This window comes from Paraplanobispora siamensis, from assembly GCF_016863175.1.
GTDB lineage: Bacteria > Actinomycetota > Actinomycetes > Streptosporangiales > Streptosporangiaceae > Planobispora > Planobispora siamensis.
In genome coordinates this window covers 42653-60880 of sequence record NZ_BOOJ01000078.1, presented here as the reverse complement: position 1 = coordinate 60880, position 18228 = coordinate 42653, and the positions used below count along the sequence as shown (strand labels likewise).

Below are 18228 nucleotides of genomic sequence, written 5' to 3'. Positions count from 1 at the left end.
ACAGGTGACGCCGTACTCGTTCTCAAGTCCGAAGATGCGACGATCCACTACCTCACACTACTCTCCCCGCCCGCAGTGCGGCCTGGATCTCGAGGTGGATCTGCACCTTGTTGCCCAGCGCCACGCCCCCTCCCGGCAGGGGACTGTTGAAGGTGACGCCGAAGTCCCGCCGGTCGATCTCGGTGGTGGCGGAGAATCCGGCGCGGGCCCCCTTGCCGGGGTCGGGGAGGAACGGGTCGGGGCCGAAGCCGAGCACCTCCAGCCGGAGCGGGACCCGCCTGGTGACGCCCTTCAGCGTCAGCTCGCCGTCGAGCACGAATCCGTCTCCGTCCTGCGCGATACCACTTGACTGGTAGGTCAAGTAGGGATTTTCCTCAACACCGAAGAAGTCGGCGGAGCGCAGGTGATCGTCCCGCCCGGTGTTGCCGGTGTCGACCGAGGCGAGCCCGACCTTCGCGGACACGCTCGACTCCAGCGGGTCGGGACGGGTGACGATCTCGGCCTCGAAGTCGTTGAAGCGCCCGTGGACCTTGCTGATCCCGAGATGGCGGACGACGAAGCCCACCGACGAGTGGACCGGGTCGACGTCCCACGTCCCGACGACGTAACCGGGGATCTGGACAGTCGCTGTGGTCATGATGTCTCCTGGTTCTGAAACGTAACCGTGTTCCTTTCGGGAACTGTCTTCATCGTGCGGGGCGGCACCGACGCCCGGCAAGAAGGCACTTTTTCTGTACATGGGCATCTGGGGGTAACCATGCAGGACCACGCCTACACCGCCACGGGCTGCCGAGGGCGGGAGATCCTCGACCGCATCGGGGACAAGTGGTCGATGTACGTGGTCTTCACCCTGCGCGGCGGGCCGAAGCGGTTCACCGAGCTCAAGCGCGCGGTGGAGGGCATCAGCCAGCGCATGCTGACCGTCACCCTGCGCGGCCTCGAACGCGACGGCATCGTCAGGCGCACGATGTATCCGGTGATGCCCCCGCACGTCGAGTACGAGCTGACCCCGATCGGAGACAAGCTCGTCGGGACGGTGTCCTCCTTCCTCGGCTGGGTCGAGGACCACTTCGACGAGATCGACGCCGCCCGCGCCGCCTACGACGCCCGCGAGGGCCGTCCGGAGGTCCGCGTCTGAGGCTGCCGCGTTCCCGGGGCGCGCCCGAAGGCGGTCCCCGGGGTGTGCCCGAAGGCGCGGCGGAAGACGTCGATGAACGCGCTGGCCGACGCCCAGCCGCACAGGTGCGCCACGGCGGTCACCGGGACGCCGTCGGCCAGCAGGATCAGGGCGCGGTGGAGCCGCAGCTGGGTGCGCCACTGCGGGAAGGTCATGCCGAGATCGCTTCTGAAGAGCCGCGACAGCGTCCGCTCGCTCGCGCCGACCTGCCGGCCGAGGGCGGCCAGCGTGCGGTTGTCGGCGGGATCGGCGTGCATGATCGCGCACAGCGCCCGCAGCCGCGGATCTGCGGGGGCGGGCAGGTGCAGCGGTTGCTGGGGCGAGGCGCGCAACTGGTCGAGCAGGACCGCCCGGAGCCGCCCGCGCTCCGGGCTGTCGTCGTGCGGGGTGCGGGTGTAGGCCAGGATCAGTTCGCGCAGCAGCGGGGCGACGCTCAGTACGGCCGGTTCGCGCAGGCCGAGCGGGTTGTCGGTCGCGGGCAGGCCGACCAGGTGCAGTTCGAGTTCGCCGTGGGCCTGGTGGGCGTGCACGGTCCCGGCCGGAACCCAGATGGCGCGGGTGGCCGGGGCGATCCACGTCCCCGCGCCGGTCGTGACGGCCAGCACGCCTCGGGCGGCGTAGACGATCTGGTGGTCGTCGTGGCGGTGGGCGTCGATGACTGCTCCGGGCGCCAGCTGCCGGGCGTGGGTCGGCGCGAGCGGCTGGTGGCGGATCTCCGTCATCGATCGGCAGCTTATCGGAAGCACGACACGACGCCGAGCGGTGAGTATGCCGCTGTGCCGAAGAACAAGACGATCATCATGCTGTCGGCCGGGCACGCCTGCGTGGACCTCTACCAGGGCGCCGTGGCGGCGCTCGTCCCCTTCCTGGTGGCCGAGCGTGCCTACACCTACGCGGCCGCCTCGGGGATCGTGCTCGCCGCGTCGTTGTTGTCCTCGGTGGCGCAACCGCTGTTCGGCGCGCTGACGGACCGGTGGGCGCTGCCCTGGCTGCTGCCCGTCAGCACGCTCCTGGCCGGGCTGGGGATCGCGCTGAGCGGCCTCGGCGACTCCTACCCGCTGACGCTGGCGCTGGCGGCCGTGTCCGGGATCGGGATCGCCGCCTATCACCCCGAGTCCGCCCGTGTGGCGCGGATCGCCGCCGGCGGCAGCCACACCGCGATGGGCTGGTTCTCCCTCGGCGGCAACCTCGGTTTCGCCGCCGCGCCCCTCCTGGTCGCCGCCGTGGTCGCCGCCGGCGGGCTGCGGCTCACGCCGTTGCTGGCGGTACCGGCTCTGGCCGGCAGCGTGCTGTACCTGCCCGTCCTGCGCGCACCGCGCACGTCGGCGCGCCCCTCCGCCCGCGGCGCGTCACCGGCGGGACACGACGATGTGGCCTCGTTCGTACGGCTCTCGCTGGCGGTGGTGTGCCGGTCCATCGTGTTCGTCGGCCTGAGCACGTTCATCGCGCTGTACGTTCCGGCGCGTACGGGCGGCGGCGCGGCCGCGGGCGCCGCGGCGCTGTTCGTGCTGTATCTGGGAGGCGCGGCGGGTACGGTGCTGGGCGGCGGCCTGGCCGACCGGTGGGACAGGGTCACGGTGGTACGCGCGTCGTACCTGCTCAGCGTCGCCGCCGTGGCGGGAGTCGTGTTCGTCCCCGGCCCGATGATCTATCTGTTCGTGGCGCTGGCCTGCATGGGCCTCTACGTCCCGTTCTCCCTGCAGGTGACCCTCGCCCAGGACTACCTCCCCGCCCGCGTCGGCACCGCCGCCGGCGTCACCCTCGGCCTGACCGTCAGCGTCGGCGGCCTGACCGCCCCGCTCATCGGCGCCGTCGCCGACGCCGCCTCCCTGCAGGCGGCCCTCGCCTCGCTGATCGCGATGCCCGCCCTGAGCTGGCTGCTGCTGCGGACCCTGCGCGAACCCACCGGTCAGTAGTTGTGCCAACGCACAAAACCCGCCGTCGCCACCCCCGGGCAGCTTCGGACGTCTTGCCGCTAGACCGGACGGCCGGGCGGCTTGTGTACTGGGTCACACACCTGAACGCTCCGCCTGAGCCGGAGCGAGGAGGTACCGCGCTGCCGCATCCGGCAGACCTACGGGCCCCACCCCACCGGATCGATCCGACCCCGGGAGGAGCCTGCGATGGCCTTGATGTTCCTCAACGGCGGCGCCATGCGTGGCGGTCCGCTGCACCACCTGCTCGACGGCGCCCCCCTGGTGGCCGAGACCACCACGGCGCCCAAGTACCGCTTCTACTCGGTGGGCGACCGCTGCCCCGGCCTGGCGCCGGTGGCGCACGGCGGGGCCGCCATCGAGGGCGAGCTCTACGACGTCCCGATGGACGTCCTGCGCGACCGGCTGATGCCGGCCGAACCGCCCGAGCTGGAGCTCGGCGTGATCGAGCTGGCGGACGGCACGTCCTCGTTCGCGATGCTCCTGCGCCGCCCCTGCACCTCCCACGCCGAGCTGTACGACATCACCGAGTCCGGCGGCTGGAAGGTCTACATGGACATGGACGCCCGCGCGGACGTCCGCACAGACAGGGAGAAGACGTCATGACGCGGTTCGACGTCAACGCCTCGATCCTCTTCACCGACCTGCCGCTGCTGGAGCGCCCCGCCGCGGTGAAGGCCGCCGGGTTCGACGGCGTCGAGTTCTGGTGGCCGTTCGCCGAGGCCGTACCGTCCGACAAGGACGTCGACGCCTTCGTCGGCGCGGTCCGGGACGCGGGCGTGCGGCTCGTCGGCCTCAACTTCGCCGACGACATCCCCGACGGCGGGCGCGGGCTCGTCTCCAGGCCCGCCGACAGCGCGCGCTTCCGCGACAACGTCGACGTCGCGGTGGGCATCGCCGGACGGCTCGGCTGCAAGGCGCTCAACGCGCTGTACGGCAACCGCGTGGCCGGGCTGCCGGCGGCGGAACAGGACGAGCTGGCCGCCGAGAACCTCGCGATCGCCGCCGGGGCCGCCGCCGGGATCGGCGCGACGGTGCTGGTGGAGGCGCTCAACGCCTACGAGTCCCCGTCCTACCCGCTGGTCTCGGCCAAGGCCGCGATCGAGGTGATCGACCGGGTGGGGGAGCCGAACGTGGCGTTCCTGTGCGACCTGTACCACCTGGCCCGGATGGGCGAGGACCTGGACGCGGTGATCACCGAGCACGCGGCCCGGATCGGTCACGTGCAGATCGCCGACGCTCCCGGCCGGGGCCGCCCCGGCACCGGCGGGCTGGACTTCCGCCACCTGCTGAAGGTGCTCGCCGAGCACGGCTACGACGGCTGGATCGGCCTGGAGTACAAGGACCCGGCGCCGGACTTCGGCTGGCTGCGGGAACTGGACCGGCTCGCATGACGAGACCCCCGAACGCAACCCCCGGACACCCCCGGCCGGGCGCCGGGCGAGGAGAGCAAATGAGCAGGATCGCATTCATCGGGCTCGGCGTCATGGGCTCGCCCATGGCCGGGCACCTGGTCAGGGCGGGGCACGAGGTCACCGGCTTCGACCTCGGCCAGGAGGCCATGGCCCGGCTCCGGGCAGCCGGCGGCGCGAGCGCGGCGGGCGTCGCCGAGGCCGTCAAGGGCGCGGAGATCGTCATCACCATGCTCCCGGCCGACCCGCAGGTCGAGGCCGTCTTCCCGGAGATCCTCGGCAGCGCCGAGCCCGGGGCGCTCTACGTCGACTTCTCCACCATCACCCCGCAGACCTCGCAGAAGCTCGCCCGCGAGGGCGCGGCCCGGGGGCTGCGCGTGCTGGACGCCCCGGTCTCCGGCGGCGAGAAGGGCGCCGTCGACGCGGTCCTGTCCATCATGGTCGGCGGCTCGCGGGAGGACTTCGAGGCCGCGACGCCGGTCTTCGAGGCCGTCGGCAGGACGTTCAAGCTGGTCGGCCCCGCGGGCGCCGGGCAGTACGTCAAGGCCGCCAACCAGCTCGTCGTCGGCGGCACCTACGCCCTCGTCGCCGAGGCCATCGTGCTGATGGAGGCGGCCGGGGTGGACGCCGCCGCCGGGCTCGACGTGCTCGCCGGCGGCCTGGCCGCCAGCCGCATCCTCGACATCAAGCGCGAGTCGATGCTCGCCCGCGACTTCCGGCCGGGCTTCCGCATCGACCTGCACCACAAGGACATGGGCATCATCCTCGACGCCGCCCGCGGCGCGGATGTGGCCGTCCCCATGGGCGCGCTCACCGCCCAGCTCATCGCCGCCGCCCGCGCCCGGGGCCACGGCGGCCTCGACCACTCCGCGCTCCTCAAGGTCACCGAGAGCCTCTCGGGAAGGGACAGCTAGATGGCGAAGATCCCCGCGATGAACGCGGTCGTCGAGGTCCTCAAGTCCGAGGGCGTCGACACGGCGTTCGGCTGCCCCGGCGCGGCCATCCTGCCCCTGTACAAGGCGCTGGAGGAGGTCGGCGGCATCGAGCACCTGACCGTCCGGCACGAGGAGGGCGCCACCCACATGGCCGACGGCTGGGCCCGTACCAACGGCAGGGTGGGCGTGGCCATCGGCACCTCCGGCCCGGCCGGCACCAACATGATCACGGGCCTGTACACCGCGCTCGCCGACTCGATCCCGATCCTGTGCATCACCGGCCAGGCGGCCACCGCGCTGCTCGACAAGGAGGGCTTCCAGGCGGTCGACATCGTGGAGATCGCCAAGCCCGTCACCAAGTGGGCGGTGCAGATCAAGGAGGCCGCCACCGCCCCCTGGATCTTCCGCGAGGCGTTCCGGGTCGCCCGCTCCGGCCGTCCGGGGCCTGTCCTGGTGGACATCCCGGTGGACGTGGCCAGGGAGCTCATCGAGTACGACCCCGCGCTGGACGCCCCGCTCCCGGTCGCGGCCGTCGAGCCGCACCCGCCGCGCGTGGAGAGGGCCCTGGACCTGCTGCTGGCCGCCGAGCGGCCGCTGATCCTCGCCGGCGGCGGCGTGATCATCGCCGAGGCCGCCGACGAACTGCGCGAGCTGGCCGAGTACCTCAACATCCCGGTCCAGGTCACCCTGATGGGCAAGGGCGCCGTCGACGAGGACCACGGGCTTTTCTGCGGCATCACCGGCGTGCAGACCTCCCAGCGGTACGGCAACGCCTCCTTCCTGGAGTCCGACCTGGTGCTGGCCGTGGGCGCGCGCTTCGGCGACCGGCACACCGGGCGGCTCGACGTCTACCGGGGTGAGCGGAAGTTCATCCACGTCGACATCGAGCCGACCCAGATCGGCCGGGTCTTCGAACCGGACCTCGGCGTCGTCTCCGACGCCAAGCTGTTCCTCCAGGCCCTGCTCAGGGTCGCCAGGGAGCGCGGGGCGGGCCGCGGGCCCGGCGCCTGGGTGGACCGGGTCCGGCACCTGAAGGCGACCCTGGGCCGCCGCGAGGACTTCGACACGATCCCGATCAAGGCGCCCCGGGTCTACAAGGAGATCAACGAGGTCTTCGGCGAGGACACCTACTTCGTCACCGCCATCGGCCTCTACCAGATCTGGGGCGGACAGCACCAGAAGGCGTACAAGCCGCGGCACTATCAGATCTGCGGCCAGGCCGGCCCGCTGGGCTGGGAGATCCCGGCGGCGATCGGGGTCAAGAAGGCGCTCAAGCACACCGACCCGGACGCCGAGGTCGTGGGCGTGGTCGGCGACTATGGCTTCCAGTACATGGTGGAGGAACTGGCGGTCGGCGCCCAGTACAACGTGCCGTTCGTGCTCATCATGATCAACAACGAGTATCTGGGCCTCATCCGCCAGGCCTCGATCCCGTACGACATGAACTACCAGGTGGACATCCACTACGACGAGTACGGCACCGACAACGTCAAGATCATGGAGGCGTACGGCTGCTCGGGGCGCCGGGTCCTCGACCCCGCCGACATCCGCGACGCGCTCGAATGGGCGCGCAAGGAGGCGCGGGCGACCGGCCGCCCGGTGCTCGTCGAGATCATGATCGAGCGCGAGGCGAACACCCCCCACGGCCCGTCGATCGACGCGGTAAGGGAGTTCGAACCCGTTCCCGGACAAGTGTGATGATGGAGCGCCATCACACCGGGTGCCGGCACGCGCCCCTGCCCGCTCGCACCGGGCAGGGGCGCGTGTCCGCCCATTCTCCACCAGGGAGCAGGGTTGTCTGATTCGCCGCGCGACCTCATGCCGGGCGCCGAAGGCCTCCGTCCGGACGCCGGGGCTGCCGGGTCGTCCGGGCACGTCGTCATCGCGCCGGACAAGTTCAAGGGATCGCTGACCGCCGCCGAGGTGGCCGCCCGCGTCGCGGCGGGCCTCGGCCCGGACGTCGCCACCGTCGCGCTGCCGGTCGCCGACGGCGGCGACGGCACCGTGGCGGCCGTCGTCGCCTGCGGGTTCGAGCCCGTCGAGGTCGAGGTCACCGGCCCCGTCGGCGAGCCGGTCCGCGCCGTCTACGCCTGGCGCGACGCCGGGACGGGGACCTCCCCGTCCGGCGCCGGAGCGGCGGACGTGCCGACCGCCGTCATCGAGCTCGCCGAGGCCTCCGGCCTGCGGCGGCTCCCGGCCGCCGCGGCCGCCTCCCCCCAGGCGTCCGAGGGTTCCGAGAACTCCGAGGGCGCCGGGCCGGGACCGGCCGCGCACGGCGGGGTCGAGCTGGCCCCGCTCACCGCGACCAGCCGGGGCACCGGCGAGCTGATCGCCCACGCCGTACGGCGCGGCGCCCGCCGCGTCGTCCTCGGCCTGGGCGGCAGCGCCTGCACCGACGGCGGCACCGGGATGATGGGCGCCCTGGGCGTGCGCTTCCTCGACGCTGGGGGCGCCGAGCTGCCGCCCGGCGGCGGCGCCCTGCGCGCCCTCGAGAAGATCGACACCTCCGGTCTCCTGGAGATCGGCGGCGTCGAGTTCGTCGTCGCCAGCGACGTGGACAACCCGCTGCTGGGGCCGTACGGCGCCGCCGCCGTCTACGGCCCGCAGAAGGGCGCCTCGCCCGAGGAGGTCGAGCTGCTCGACGGCGCGCTGGCCCGCCTGGCCGCCGTCGCCGCGCACACCCACGGCCTGGTCGGGGCGATCGAGCACGACGACGTCGTGCGCCCCATGGGGGTGGCCGGGCAGCCGGGCGCCGGGGCCGCCGGGGGAGTGGGCTTCGCCGCCCTGGCCTTCCTGCGGGCCGAGATCCGCCCCGGCATCGAGTACCTGCTCGACCTGCTCGGCTTCCGGGACCTGCTCGACGGCGCCCGGCTGGTGATCACCGGCGAGGGTTCCCTGGACGAGCAGACGCTGCGCGGCAAGGCCCCCGCCGGGGTCGCCGCGGCCGCGGTCAAGGCCGGCGTCCCGGTCGTGGCCGTCTGCGGCCGCCGCGCCCTCGGCGACGAGGAGCTGCGCGCGGCCGGCATCGAGGCCGCCTACGCGCTCACCGACATCGAGCCCGACCCCGAGCGCTGCATCGCCGAGGCCGGTCCGCTGCTCGAACGCGTCGCCGCCCGGCTCGGGGCCGACCGGCTGCAGGTGTCGTAGGGAGACGAGGAGTCGCACATGCACGATCTGGTCATCACCTCCCGCAGGGCCGTACTGCCCGGGGGGGAGCGGCCCGCGGCGGTCGCCGTACGGGACGGCAGGATCACCGGGATCCACGCGCCGGAGGCCGCCCCCGAGGCGGCCGAGCGGGTGGACCTCGGCGACGTCGCGCTGCTGCCCGGCCTCGTGGACAGCCACGTCCACGTCAACGAGCCCGGCCGCACCCACTGGGAGGGTTTCGCCTCCGCCACCCGGGCCGCCGCCGCGGGCGGGGTGACCACGATCGTGGACATGCCGCTCAACTCGCTGCCGCCGACCGTGGACGTGCCCGCGCTGGAGGTCAAGCGGGCCGCCGCGGCCGGCCGGTGCGCGGTCGACGTCGCCTTCTGGGGCGGCGCGATCCCGGGCAACCTCAAGCACCTGCGCCCCCTGCGCGAGGCGGGCGTGCGCGGCTTCAAGTGCTTCCTGTCCCCGTCGGGGGTGGAGGAGTTCCCGCCCCTGGACGCGGCGGAGCTGCGGGCGGTCATGACCGAGATCGCCTCCTTCGACGGCCTGCTGATCGTGCACGCCGAGGACCCCGAGCTGCTCGCCGACCCCGCCGGGCCCGGATACGCCGAGTTCCTCGGCTCCCGGCCCGGCGAGTCGGAGCGGCGCGCCGTCGAGCGGGTCATCACGCTGGCCCGGGAGACCGGGGTGCGGGCGCACATCCTGCACGTGTCGTCCGCGCTGTGCCTGGAGCCGCTGGCCGAGGCCCGGCGCGAGGGCGTGCGGATCACCGCCGAGACCTGTCCGCACTATCTGACGCTGGCCGCCGAGCAGGTGCCCGAGGGCGCCACCCAGTTCAAGTGCTGCCCGCCGATCCGCGGCGAGGCCAACCGCGACGAGCTGTGGGCGGGCCTGGCCGCGGGGGTGCTCGACTGCGTCGTCTCCGACCACTCCCCGTCCACCCCCGACCTGAAGGTGCCCGACTTCGCCGCGGCCTGGGGCGGGATCTCCTCCCTCCAGCTCGGCCTGTCCGCCATCTGGACCGAGGCGTCCCGGCGCGGGCACGGCCTGGGCGACGTGGTGCGCTGGATGGCCGGGGCCCCGGCGGCCCTGGCCGGGCTGGACGGCAAGGGCGCCGGCGCCGGGACGGGCGGCAAGGGAAGCATCGCCGTGGGCAACGACGCCGACCTGGTCGCCTTCGACACGGGCGCGGCCCAGACCGTGGACGCCGCCGCCCTGCACCACCGCAACCCGGTCACGCCGTACCACGGCAGGACGCTCTCCGGCGTCGTGCGCACGACCTGGCTGCGCGGCCGGGCCGTACGGGACGACGCCCCGCACGGCACCCTGCTCTGACCGGTCCGGTCACCGGCGGCCGCCGGGCCCTCGCGTGCGAGGCCGGCTCCGCGAACCAGATCTCTTCCGCATGCGGGGACCGTACCCGCGAATGATCTCCCGCCTACCCAGAAAGGCTCTCCCGTGAGCGAGTTCACCCGCCTTCCCGACCTGGCCCTGCGCACCTTCGGCGGGTCCGTCGTCGCGGCCAACGACGAGTCCTTCGCCGAGAAGGAGAGCCTGATCCGTCCGGGCCGTCCCGACTTCGCGGCGGAGACCTTCGGCGCCAAGGGCCAGGTCTACGACGGCTGGGAGACCCGCCGCCGCCGCGAGCCCGGTCACGACTGGGCGATGGTGCGGCTGGGCCTGCCCGGCGTGATCCGCGGCGTCGTGATCGACACCGCCTGGTTCAAGGGCAACTACCCGCCGCACGCCTCCGTGGAGGCGACGGCGGTCGAGGGCTACCCGACGCCCGCGGAGCTCCGGGCCGCCGAGTGGACGGAGATCGTCCCCAAGAGCGACCTCAAGGGCGACGCCGAGCGCTTCTTCGAGGTGTCCGACGAGCGCCGCTACACGCACGTCCGGCTGAACATGTTCCCCGACGGCGGCATCGCCCGCCTGCGCGTGCACGGCGAGGTCCGCCCCGACCTGGCGCTCTACGACGGCCTCAGCCTCGACCTGGCCGCCCTGGAGAACGGCGCGCTGGTCACCGGCTGCTCCAACGAGTTCTACTCCTCGCCCAACAACGTCATCGCCCCGGGCCTGGCCCGCCACCAGGCCGAGGGCTGGGAGACCGCGCGCCGCCGCGACGGCGGCAACGACTGGCTGACCATCCGCCTGGCGGGTACGGGCGTCGTCAAGCTCGCCGAGATCGACACCAGGAACCTGCTGTTCAACGCCCCCGGCTGGGCCTCGCTCACCGGCATCGACGCCTCCGGCGAGGAGTTCGAGCTGCTGCCCAAGACCCGCCTGCAGCCCGACACCCCGCACCGCTTCCGCATCGAGAACGCCCGCCCCGCCACCCACGTCCGGGTCGACATCCACCCCGACGGCGGCCTGGCCCGCGTCCGCCTGCACGGCCTCCTCGCCGGGGGCTGAGCGATCGTGCCCGGGGCCGCGAAGCCGGTTGAGGGCGACATGGACGGGTTCCCGGGGAGAACGATCGAGGCTTCAAATCATTTCGTCCATCCGGCCGCCTTCCTTGTTCGGCGACCCCCCATTCTGAGTGCGTCTTCCAGGGACTCTCCAGCGGCGCGGGCAAGAGCTTCAATCGCTACTCGCCGGCGAACGGGGTCTCTTGTATCCGGGGCGAGAATTAACAGCTCGGACAGCAGGTGGACCGGTTCGCCGCGTAGTCCAGTGACGCTGCGCCGGCCGGGTCAGGCGCGGACGGCGCACAGGATCCGGTTGTGGCCGCGCTGCCACAGGGTGCCCACCTCGGCGAAGCCCGCGTCGCGCAGGGCGCCGACGTGCTCGGAGAGCAGGGGCGATTCGGAGCCGTGGTGACCGGCGCCCGCGGTGGTCCGGGCGGCGTGGAGGTCGGCGAAGGCGGGGTCGGCGGCGACGGCCTCCCACCACTGGCGCCAGTCCTCGGGGCGCTCTCCGGCGAACCTGCGCTCGGTCTCGCGGTCGTGCACGGCGCGCTCGAGGCGGGCGATGACCGGGGTGGCGTCGTCGGTCTCCAGGTGGTCGCCGTTGAGCAGGAGCCCGCCGGGCCGCAGCACGGTGGCCAGCTCGGCGTACATCTTCGACAGCTCCGGTCCGGAGATCCAGTGCAGCGCGGTGGTGCTCACCGCGGCGTCGGCAGGGCGCTCCAGGCCCAGGGCGTCGGTCCACCCCGGCGTGCGCAGGTCGAGGGCGACGAACCTGAGGTGGGGGTAGGCGGCCCGGCCGAGACCGAGCAGCAGCGGATCCGCGTCGACCGAGACCACCGTGGCCCCGGGCAGCCGCTCCAGGATGCGGGCGGACAGCGAGCCCGGCCCGCAGCCGAGGTCGACGACCAGCGGGTCGGGGCGGTTCAGCGCCTCGACGGCGTCGATCAGCGCGGTGAAGCGCTCCTCGCGGTCGGGCAGGTAGCCCTCCTGCTGACGGTCCCAGCGTGCGATCCACTCGAGCGCGGCGTCATGGGTCAGCACGACGACCTCCTTGTAACTGTCGCTTAAGCTTTTGTGCGTTACACGCTAGACGTGAGGATGTAACTGGTCAAGTGGACTTCAACAGTCACACCGATGCGATCGTCCGGGTGGCGGCAGGCCTGGTCAACGAACTGACCCCCGGAGAGAGACGGGGCCGTCCCTTCCCGCCCCCGCCCGATCTCGCCGCCGCCGCCACCGAGGGCCTGCGGACCGGCTATCCCGGCCACCGGGAGGTCACCGAGGAGGAGGCCGGCGAGCTCGCCGGGATCGCGGTGCGGCTGCGCGCGGTCTTCACCGCCGTCGCGGCGGAGGACATCGACGCGGCGGCCGATGAGGTGAACAGGCTCCTGGAGGACACCCGCGCGCGCCCGATGCTCCAGCGGCACGACGGGGAGCCGTGGCACCTGCACTTCCACGGCCCCGGCGGCACCATGGCCGGCGACTGGGCGGCCAGCTGCGCCACCGGGCTGGCGATCGTCCTGGGGACCGAGTTCCACGACCGTCTCGGCGTGTGCACGGCGCCGCACTGCGACCGGGTGTACGTGGACGTCTCCCGCAACGGCACCCGCCGGTTCTGCTCCACCACATGCCAGAACCGCGTCAAGACCGCGGCCTTCCGCGCCAGGGGCAAAGGCGCATGAGCGGGCGTACCGGCCGGACGCCCCGGCGGACCCACAGACCGGGACGCCGCGCGGCGGGCTGACCGAGCCGACGCAGGGCGTCGCCCGCCTCTGAGGGCCCGGGCCGGGCACGGCGACCGGCTCGGCCCCGCGAGCCCGCGTCCGCCTCCGCGGAAGCCGGGTCCGGAACCGGTTGCGCTCAGCCCTCCAGCCAGACGTATCCGGCGAAGCGGCCGGTCGGGCGCTCCCGGCGGTGGGAGAACAGTTCGGGGGACTCGATGGTGCAGCGCGCGTCGTGCCGGACGTCGCCGACGCCCGCGCGGGCGAGCTGCGCGGTGATCGCCGCCCGCAGGTCCACCGCGGGCGTGCCCGCCCGGGTGGTCGCCCAGGCCTCCGGGACCGCCTCGGCCACCTCGTCCCGCATCGCGGCCGGGACCTCGTAGCACAGCCCGCACGCGGCAGGCCCGACCAGCGCGACCAGCCTGGCCGGGTCGGCGCCGCGCTCCGCCATCGCCGCGACCAGCGCGGGGACCACGCCCGCCATGGTGCCGGGCCGTCCCGAATGCGCGCCGCCGACGAGCCGGGCCACCGGATCGGCCAGCAGCACCGGGGCGCAGTCGGCCACCAGCACGCTCAGCGCCAGCCCGGGGACGTCGGTGCAGATCGCGTCGAGCTCGGGCAGGTCGTCTCCGAAGGGCTCGGTGACGTAGCGGACCCCGGCGCCGTGCACCTGCCGCATCATGACCACCCGGGCCGGGTCCACCCCGAGGTCGGCGGCGGTCTTGTCCCGGTTGCGGGAGACCGCTCCGGGATCGTCGCCCACGCCCCCGCCGAGGTTGCGGCTGCCGTACGGCGGGGCGCTCACCCCGCCGTGCCGGTCGGTGAAGGCGGCGTGGATCCCGTCGGCGAGCTGAATGCGGTTCACCGGGGGAGGCTACCAAGCCCGGGCCCTCCGGCGGTCCGGCGTCGGAGGGCTCAGTGCCAGATGGTGACCTCGGTGCCGGGCGGGGTCTGCTGACCGCCGGGCGGGCGCTGGGCCAGCACCCGGCCCCGGTTCACGGGATTCCTGACCTTCACCTTGAACCCGGCCGCGCGCAGCTCGTCGCGCGCGGCCCGCACGTCCTTGAACATCACGTTGGGGATCTGGATGACGTTGCCGTCCTCGGTGACGTTCTCGCCGTTGTTCTCCCAGGGCCAGTGCCACTCGCCGTTGTTGCACGCCGACAGCGTCAGCCGTACCACCTGACCCTTGTCGACCTCCCGGCCGGGCCGGGGGTCCTGGGCGATGATCGTGCACGGCTGCGCGGAGTCGGTCTGCTCGATGAACTCGGGGGTGAACCCGGAGCTGCTCAGCAGGTTCGCCGCCTCGTCGCGCGGCATGCCCATGACGTCGGGCATCAGCAGGCCGGCGCTCATGATCAGGTCGACCTTGGTGCCCTCCTTGACCGGGTTGCCCACGGCCGGGCTGGTCCGCATCACCTGGCCGCGCGGCACGGTCTCGCTGGCCTGCTTCTTGACGTCGTCGACGACCAGCTTCGACTCGGCCAGCTTCGCGCGGGCCTCGGCCTCGCTGAGACCCACCACGTTCGGCACGTTCACGCGCTTGGGGCCGGCCGAGGCGACGATGACCAGCTTGGAGCCGGGCTCCACCTCGGTGCCGGGTATGGGGTCGATCCGCAGCACGTTGCCCTTGGTGACCTTCTCGTCGTGCTCCGCCTCGCCCATCTCGACGGAGAAGCCCTCCTGCTTGGCCTGGGCCGCCGCGAGGGTGACGTTCTTGCCGAGCAGGTCGGGCACCTTGACCGTGGTGGTCTGGGAGAACAGCCAGCCGGTCACGCCGACCGCGATGATCATCACCACGGCCAGGGCGATCAGGAACCAGTTCGGCCGGAACCTCCGGCGCGCCGGTGTCTCGGGGGCCGCCATGCCGGCGGCCGGGCCGGTGAGCAGCTCGGCGCGCGGCTGGACCAGGGTGGGGTTGGGCGCCGCGGCCGGGGACGGCGACACGCCCGGCACCGGGCCGCTCGGGTAGGAGGGGACCGGTCCCGACGGGATCGGCCCGCTGTCCCTGGGCAGCATCCGGTGCGCGTCCACCGCGGCCACCAGCAGCGCCGTGGCGTCCGCCGGACGGGTCGCGGGCTCGCGGGCGGTCGCCTGGGCCACCAGCGTGTCCAGCAGCGGGGGACAGTCCGGCACCAGCGACGAGGGGGGCGGCACGGTGTCGTGCACGTGCCGGTAGGCCACCGACATCGGGGTCTCGCCCTCGTACGGCTGGCGGCCGGTGAGGAGCTCGAACAGCATGATCCCGGCCGCGTAGACGTCGCTGCGCGCGTCGGCGGTGCCGGAGGCCACCTGCTCGGGGGACATGTAGCCGATCGTGCCGATCATGACGCCGGTGCGGGTCTGGTTGGTCGACTCGATGGCGCGAGCCAGGCCGAAGTCCACGACCTTGACCCGGCCGTCATCGCTGAGCAGCACGTTCTCCGGCTTGACGTCCCGGTGGATCAGCCCCGTCTGGTGCGCGGCGCCCAGCGCGGCGAGCACCGGGATCATGACCTCCAGCGCCTCGCGGGCGGGGAGCCTGCCCCGCTCGCGCAGCACGTCCCGGAGCGTGCGCCCGGGCACGTACTCCATCGAGAGATAGACGTTGTCCCCGTCGGTCCCCTGGTCGAAGACGTGCACCACGTTCGGGTGGGAGAGGCTCGCCACCGACTTGGCCTCGCCGATGAACCGCCGCACGAAGGCGGGGTCCTCGGCGAGGGAGCGATGCATCACCTTGACGGCGACCGTGCGGTCGAGCCGGACGTCCAGGGCCAGGTAGACGGTCGCCATGCCACCCCGGGCGATCCGGGACTCAACGCGGTAACGCCCGTCGAGGAGTTTCCCGACAAGGGGGTCGGTTAGCGTCGTGTCCACCTGCCCGAGTTTACGGGCGTTTTGCCATTCCCCGGTGGCGGCGGCCCAAACCGATGCCGATACGTGGTCTTCGATCAGGGGTTCATGGGGGACGAGGCCTCCGCGTACCGGCGGCGCGGGATCCGTCCGGCCAGCCTCGCCAGCCGCCCGGCCCGCACCGCCGAGCGCATCGCCTCGGCCATCATGTCCGGCCGCTGGGCCCTGGTCACCGCCGTGGCCAGCAGCACCGCGTCGCAGCCCAGCTCCATGGCCAGCGCGGCGTCGCTGGCCGTGCCGATCCCCGCGTCCAGGATCACCGGCACACCGGCGGCCTCGACGATGAGCTCGATGTTGTGCGGGTTGCGGATGCCCAGCCCGGACCCGATCGGCGCGCCCAGCGGCATCACCGCCGCGCAGCCCGCCTGCTCCAGCCGCCGCGCCAGGGCCGGGTCGTCACCGATGTAGGGCAGGACCACGAACCCGTCGGCCACCAGCCGCTCGGCCGCGTCGAAGGTCTCGATCGGGTCGGGCAGCAGGGTGCGCTCGTCGGAGATGACCTCCAGCTTGACCCAGTTCGTCTCCAGGGCCTCTCTGGCCAGCCTGGCCGTCAGGACGGCCTCCCCGGCGGTGAAGCAGCCCGCGGTGTTCGGCAGCACCTTGATCCCGCGGGTGCGGAGCACGTCCAGCACCGAGCCCCGGGCGGAGGGGTCCAGCCGCCGCATCGCGACGGTGGTCAGCTCGGTGCCCGAGGCGACGAGCGCCTGGTCCAGCACCTCCAGGGAGGGGGCCCCGCCGGTGCCCATGATGAGCCGGGAGGAGAACTTCTCCCCGCCGATGATCAGATCGTCGTCCATGTCACCCTCCCTGGACCGCGGTCAGGACCTCGACCCGGTCGGCTTCGGCCAGCGCCGTGGAGTCCCACGCGCCCCGTGAGACGACCTCGTCGTTCACGGCGACGGCGACACCGCTCGTGGCCTCGGTCAGCTTCCGTACGGCCTGCGTCACGGTGGCCCCGGAGGGCAGTTCGTGCGCGGTGCCGTTTATCGTCACGTTCATCGCTGCTCCTGGAAGCGGAGGGGCGAGCAGAGCGCCGCCAGTCCTTCGTCGTCGCCCGCCTCGTCCACGAGGAGGGCCGCGGTGAGCGGGGCCAGCAGCACGCCGCCCCGGTGATGGCCGGTGGCCATGGACAGACCCGGCGGGGACGCCGGGCCGACCAGCGGCAGGTTGTCCGGGGTCCCGGGGCGCAGCCCCGCCACCACGTCGGCCACCTCCAGCTCGGTCACCCCCGGGACCAGCTCCCGGGCGTCGCGCAGCAGCTCCCACAGGCCCCCGGCGGTCACCCGGGTGTCGAAGCCCAGCTCCTCCTGGGTGGCCCCGACCACCAGCTCCCCGTCGCCGCGCGGCACCAGGTAGACGGACGAGCCGTGCACCACCCCGCGCACGCACCGCCGCAGGATCGGCTCGGGGGAACGCAGCCGCATGATCTGGCCCTTGACCGGCCGGACCGGCGGGAGCGCCCGCGGCGGCAGCCCTTCCAGTACCCCCGACCACGCCCCGGCCGCCAGGATCACCCGCCGGGCGGGGACCACCCGTCCGGCGGGATCGGCGCCGGGGGAACCGGAGGCGGGTCCGGAAGCCGGGCTCCCGGGGGCCAGCCGTACGCCGGTGACCGCCTCGCCGGAGTGCTCCAGCCCGGCCGCCCGGGCGTGGATCATGGTGACGTCCAGCCGCTCCAGCGCGGACAGCAGGGCCCGGGTGACCCGCCGGGGATCCACCCAGGCGTCCCCCGGGGCGAGCAGGCCGCCGCGGACGGCGGGGGCGAGCATGGGCTCCAGCCGGCGGCACTCGCGGCCGGTCAGCCGCTCGAACGGCAGCCCGAGCTTGCCCATGAAGGCTGCGAGCTCGTCCAGGGCCGCCAGGTCGTCGGCGCCGAAGGCGACGTCCAGCGTGCCCTCGGCGCGGTAGTCGAGGTCGTGGCCGCTGTCGGCGGCGAGCTCGGCGGCGAAGGCGGGCCAGCGCGCCAGCGACGCCAGGCCCAGCCGCAGCAGCGGCTCCTCGGTGTAGGTCACCTCGCTCACCGGCGCGAGCATCCCGGCGGCGGCGTGCGAGGCCCCGCCGGCGGGCGCCGGATCCACCACCGCCACCCGCAGCCCGCGCCGCGCCGCCCGCCAGGCGACCGACAGCCCGATGATCCCCCCGCCGACCAGCAGGACGTCGTACGGCGCGTCCGGCGCGGGGCCGTGACGGCGGGCGGATGCGAGCGGACCGGGGATGCCGTCCGGGACATCGGGTACGGCTGAGCCGTACCCGGAGAGGGCGTCACGGGAGGGACCCGGTGCGGCTCCGGAGGGGGTGCCGTCCGGGGGATCGGGTACGGCTGAGCCGTCCCCCGCGGGGACGGGAACGTCGTGGTGGGGGACCGTGTGAGACATAGTCGCTCCGCTCCCTTCGCCGGCATGACCCGGATCAGGTCGGTGGCGGTCGAGGGCCCGCAGCCCTCCTCTCAGCCCGGTGCACGCCGGGCTCCCGCGCGTCTAACGTCTCCACCTTAGAGCCTGTCGCGGACCACGCTTTCCCGCAGTCCCGCCCCGGCGCCGCCCCGACACCGTCCCGGTGCCGCCCCGTCGCGCCGCCGGCGGTCGTCGCAGCTCCG

18 protein-coding genes and 1 riboswitch are annotated in these 18228 nt (G+C 73.5%); of the genes, 10 read left to right on the top strand and 8 right to left on the bottom strand.

Features of this window, described 5'->3' with window-relative positions; all coding sequences use genetic code 11:
* Positions 1-52 precede the first annotated feature (52 nt).
* Entirely contained in the window at positions 53-637 is a 585-nt protein-coding gene (locus Psi01_RS38980; protein WP_204069204.1) for a YceI family protein, read from the bottom strand.
* 120 nt (positions 638-757) lie between these two features.
* Between Psi01_RS38980 and Psi01_RS38975 the strand changes: the two genes are divergently transcribed.
* The gene (locus Psi01_RS38975) at positions 758-1138 is read left to right on the top strand and encodes a winged helix-turn-helix transcriptional regulator (RefSeq protein WP_204069203.1); all 381 of its coding nucleotides are present in this window, start codon (positions 758-760) and stop codon (positions 1136-1138) included.
* Here the strand turns inward: Psi01_RS38975 and Psi01_RS38970 are convergent.
* Positions 1099-1899 (bottom strand): AraC family transcriptional regulator, encoded by an 801-nt coding sequence (locus Psi01_RS38970; protein ID WP_204069202.1) that lies wholly within the window; start codon positions 1897-1899, stop codon positions 1099-1101. The genes Psi01_RS38975 and Psi01_RS38970 overlap by 40 nt on opposite strands.
* 54 nt (positions 1900-1953) lie before the next feature.
* On the opposite strand from Psi01_RS38970, the gene Psi01_RS38965 reads away from it, so the two are divergent.
* The 8 genes from Psi01_RS38965 (at position 1954) to alc (ending at position 11023) form a co-directional block, all read left to right on the top strand.
* Positions 1954-3093 carry an MFS transporter gene (locus Psi01_RS38965; RefSeq protein WP_239128368.1) on the top strand — a complete coding sequence of 380 codons (1140 nt, stop codon included), beginning with the start codon at positions 1954-1956 and terminating at the stop codon, positions 3091-3093.
* Between the two features lie 207 nt (positions 3094-3300).
* Entirely contained in the window at positions 3301-3717 is a 417-nt protein-coding gene (locus Psi01_RS38960; RefSeq protein ID WP_204069201.1) for an allophanate hydrolase-related protein, read from the top strand.
* Positions 3714-4505, top strand: a complete 792-nt coding sequence (locus Psi01_RS38955; RefSeq protein ID WP_204069200.1) for a hydroxypyruvate isomerase family protein — start codon at positions 3714-3716, stop codon at positions 4503-4505. The genes Psi01_RS38960 and Psi01_RS38955 overlap by 4 nt, the downstream gene beginning before the upstream one ends.
* A gap of 59 nt (positions 4506-4564) precedes the next feature.
* Positions 4565-5437 carry an NAD(P)-dependent oxidoreductase gene (locus tag Psi01_RS38950; protein ID WP_204069199.1) on the top strand — a complete coding sequence of 291 codons (873 nt, stop codon included), beginning with the start codon at positions 4565-4567 and terminating at the stop codon, positions 5435-5437.
* A complete protein-coding gene (gene gcl / locus Psi01_RS38945) occupies positions 5438-7156 on the top strand; it encodes a glyoxylate carboligase (RefSeq protein ID WP_204069198.1) in 1719 nt (572 codons plus the stop codon). It begins immediately after the preceding gene.
* A 96-nt stretch (positions 7157-7252) separates the two neighbouring features.
* Positions 7253-8605, top strand: a complete 1353-nt coding sequence (locus Psi01_RS38940; protein WP_444980733.1) for a glycerate kinase — start codon at positions 7253-7255, stop codon at positions 8603-8605.
* Between the two features lie 18 nt (positions 8606-8623).
* Positions 8624-9946: an allantoinase AllB gene (gene allB / locus Psi01_RS38935; RefSeq protein WP_204069197.1), complete on the top strand. Its 1323-nt coding sequence runs from the start codon at positions 8624-8626 to the stop codon at positions 9944-9946.
* 123 nt (positions 9947-10069) lie between these two features.
* Positions 10070-11023: an allantoicase gene (gene alc, locus Psi01_RS38930; protein ID WP_204069196.1), complete on the top strand. Its 954-nt coding sequence runs from the start codon at positions 10070-10072 to the stop codon at positions 11021-11023.
* A 281-nt stretch (positions 11024-11304) separates the two neighbouring features.
* Here the strand turns inward: alc and Psi01_RS38925 are convergent, their stop codons facing one another.
* Positions 11305-12060, bottom strand: a complete 756-nt coding sequence (locus Psi01_RS38925; protein WP_204069195.1) for a class I SAM-dependent methyltransferase — start codon at positions 12058-12060, stop codon at positions 11305-11307.
* Positions 12061-12131: 71 nt separating this feature from the next.
* Here Psi01_RS38925 and Psi01_RS38920 point away from each other — a divergent pair, with 71 nt between their 5' ends.
* Positions 12132-12701 (top strand): CGNR zinc finger domain-containing protein, encoded by a 570-nt coding sequence (locus tag Psi01_RS38920; RefSeq protein ID WP_204069194.1) that lies wholly within the window; start codon positions 12132-12134, stop codon positions 12699-12701.
* Between the two features lie 178 nt (positions 12702-12879).
* On the opposite strand, the gene pgeF is transcribed toward Psi01_RS38920, so the two are convergent.
* From pgeF to Psi01_RS38895, 5 genes are all read right to left on the bottom strand, one after another.
* Positions 12880-13605: a peptidoglycan editing factor PgeF gene (gene pgeF / locus Psi01_RS38915; protein ID WP_373872542.1), complete on the bottom strand. Its 726-nt coding sequence runs from the start codon at positions 13603-13605 to the stop codon at positions 12880-12882.
* A gap of 50 nt (positions 13606-13655) precedes the next feature.
* Positions 13656-15596, bottom strand: coding sequence for a Stk1 family PASTA domain-containing Ser/Thr kinase (pknB, locus tag Psi01_RS38910; RefSeq protein ID WP_204069193.1), 1941 nt, complete (start codon positions 15594-15596; stop codon positions 13656-13658).
* A gap of 74 nt (positions 15597-15670) precedes the next feature.
* Positions 15671-16429, bottom strand: coding sequence for a thiazole synthase (locus Psi01_RS38905; protein WP_204069192.1), 759 nt, complete (start codon positions 16427-16429; stop codon positions 15671-15673).
* 1 nt (position 16430) lies between these two features.
* Positions 16431-16631, bottom strand: a complete 201-nt coding sequence (thiS, locus tag Psi01_RS38900; protein ID WP_204069191.1) for a sulfur carrier protein ThiS — start codon at positions 16629-16631, stop codon at positions 16431-16433.
* On the bottom strand, positions 16628-18007 hold the full coding sequence (locus Psi01_RS38895) for an FAD-dependent oxidoreductase (protein WP_239128367.1): 1380 nt from the start codon (positions 18005-18007) through the stop codon (positions 16628-16630). Before Psi01_RS38895 ends, thiS begins: the two co-directional genes overlap by 4 nt.
* Positions 18002-18115, bottom strand: a riboswitch (TPP riboswitch). It overlaps the preceding gene by 6 nt.
* Positions 18116-18228: the final 113 nt, after the last annotated feature.

Coding starts and splice junctions, on each gene's coding strand:
- thiS (WP_204069191.1), bottom strand. CDS start 16,631: ATGAACGTGACGATAAACGGCACCGCGCACGAACTGCCCTCCGGGGCC.
- Psi01_RS38975 (WP_204069203.1), top strand. CDS start 758: ATGCAGGACCACGCCTACACCGCCACGGGCTGCCGAGGGCGGGAGATC.
- Psi01_RS38980 (WP_204069204.1), bottom strand. CDS start 637: ATGACCACAGCGACTGTCCAGATCCCCGGTTACGTCGTCGGGACGTGG.
- Psi01_RS38960 (WP_204069201.1), top strand. CDS start 3,301: ATGGCCTTGATGTTCCTCAACGGCGGCGCCATGCGTGGCGGTCCGCTG.
- Psi01_RS38970 (WP_204069202.1), bottom strand. CDS start 1,899: ATGACGGAGATCCGCCACCAGCCGCTCGCGCCGACCCACGCCCGGCAG.
- allB (WP_204069197.1), top strand. CDS start 8,624: ATGCACGATCTGGTCATCACCTCCCGCAGGGCCGTACTGCCCGGGGGG.
- Psi01_RS38895 (WP_239128367.1), bottom strand. CDS start 18,007: ATGTCTCACACGGTCCCCCACCACGACGTTCCCGTCCCCGCGGGGGAC.
- Psi01_RS38950 (WP_204069199.1), top strand. CDS start 4,565: ATGAGCAGGATCGCATTCATCGGGCTCGGCGTCATGGGCTCGCCCATG.
- Psi01_RS38905 (WP_204069192.1), bottom strand. CDS start 16,429: ATGGACGACGATCTGATCATCGGCGGGGAGAAGTTCTCCTCCCGGCTC.
- gcl (WP_204069198.1), top strand. CDS start 5,438: ATGGCGAAGATCCCCGCGATGAACGCGGTCGTCGAGGTCCTCAAGTCC.
- Psi01_RS38955 (WP_204069200.1), top strand. CDS start 3,714: ATGACGCGGTTCGACGTCAACGCCTCGATCCTCTTCACCGACCTGCCG.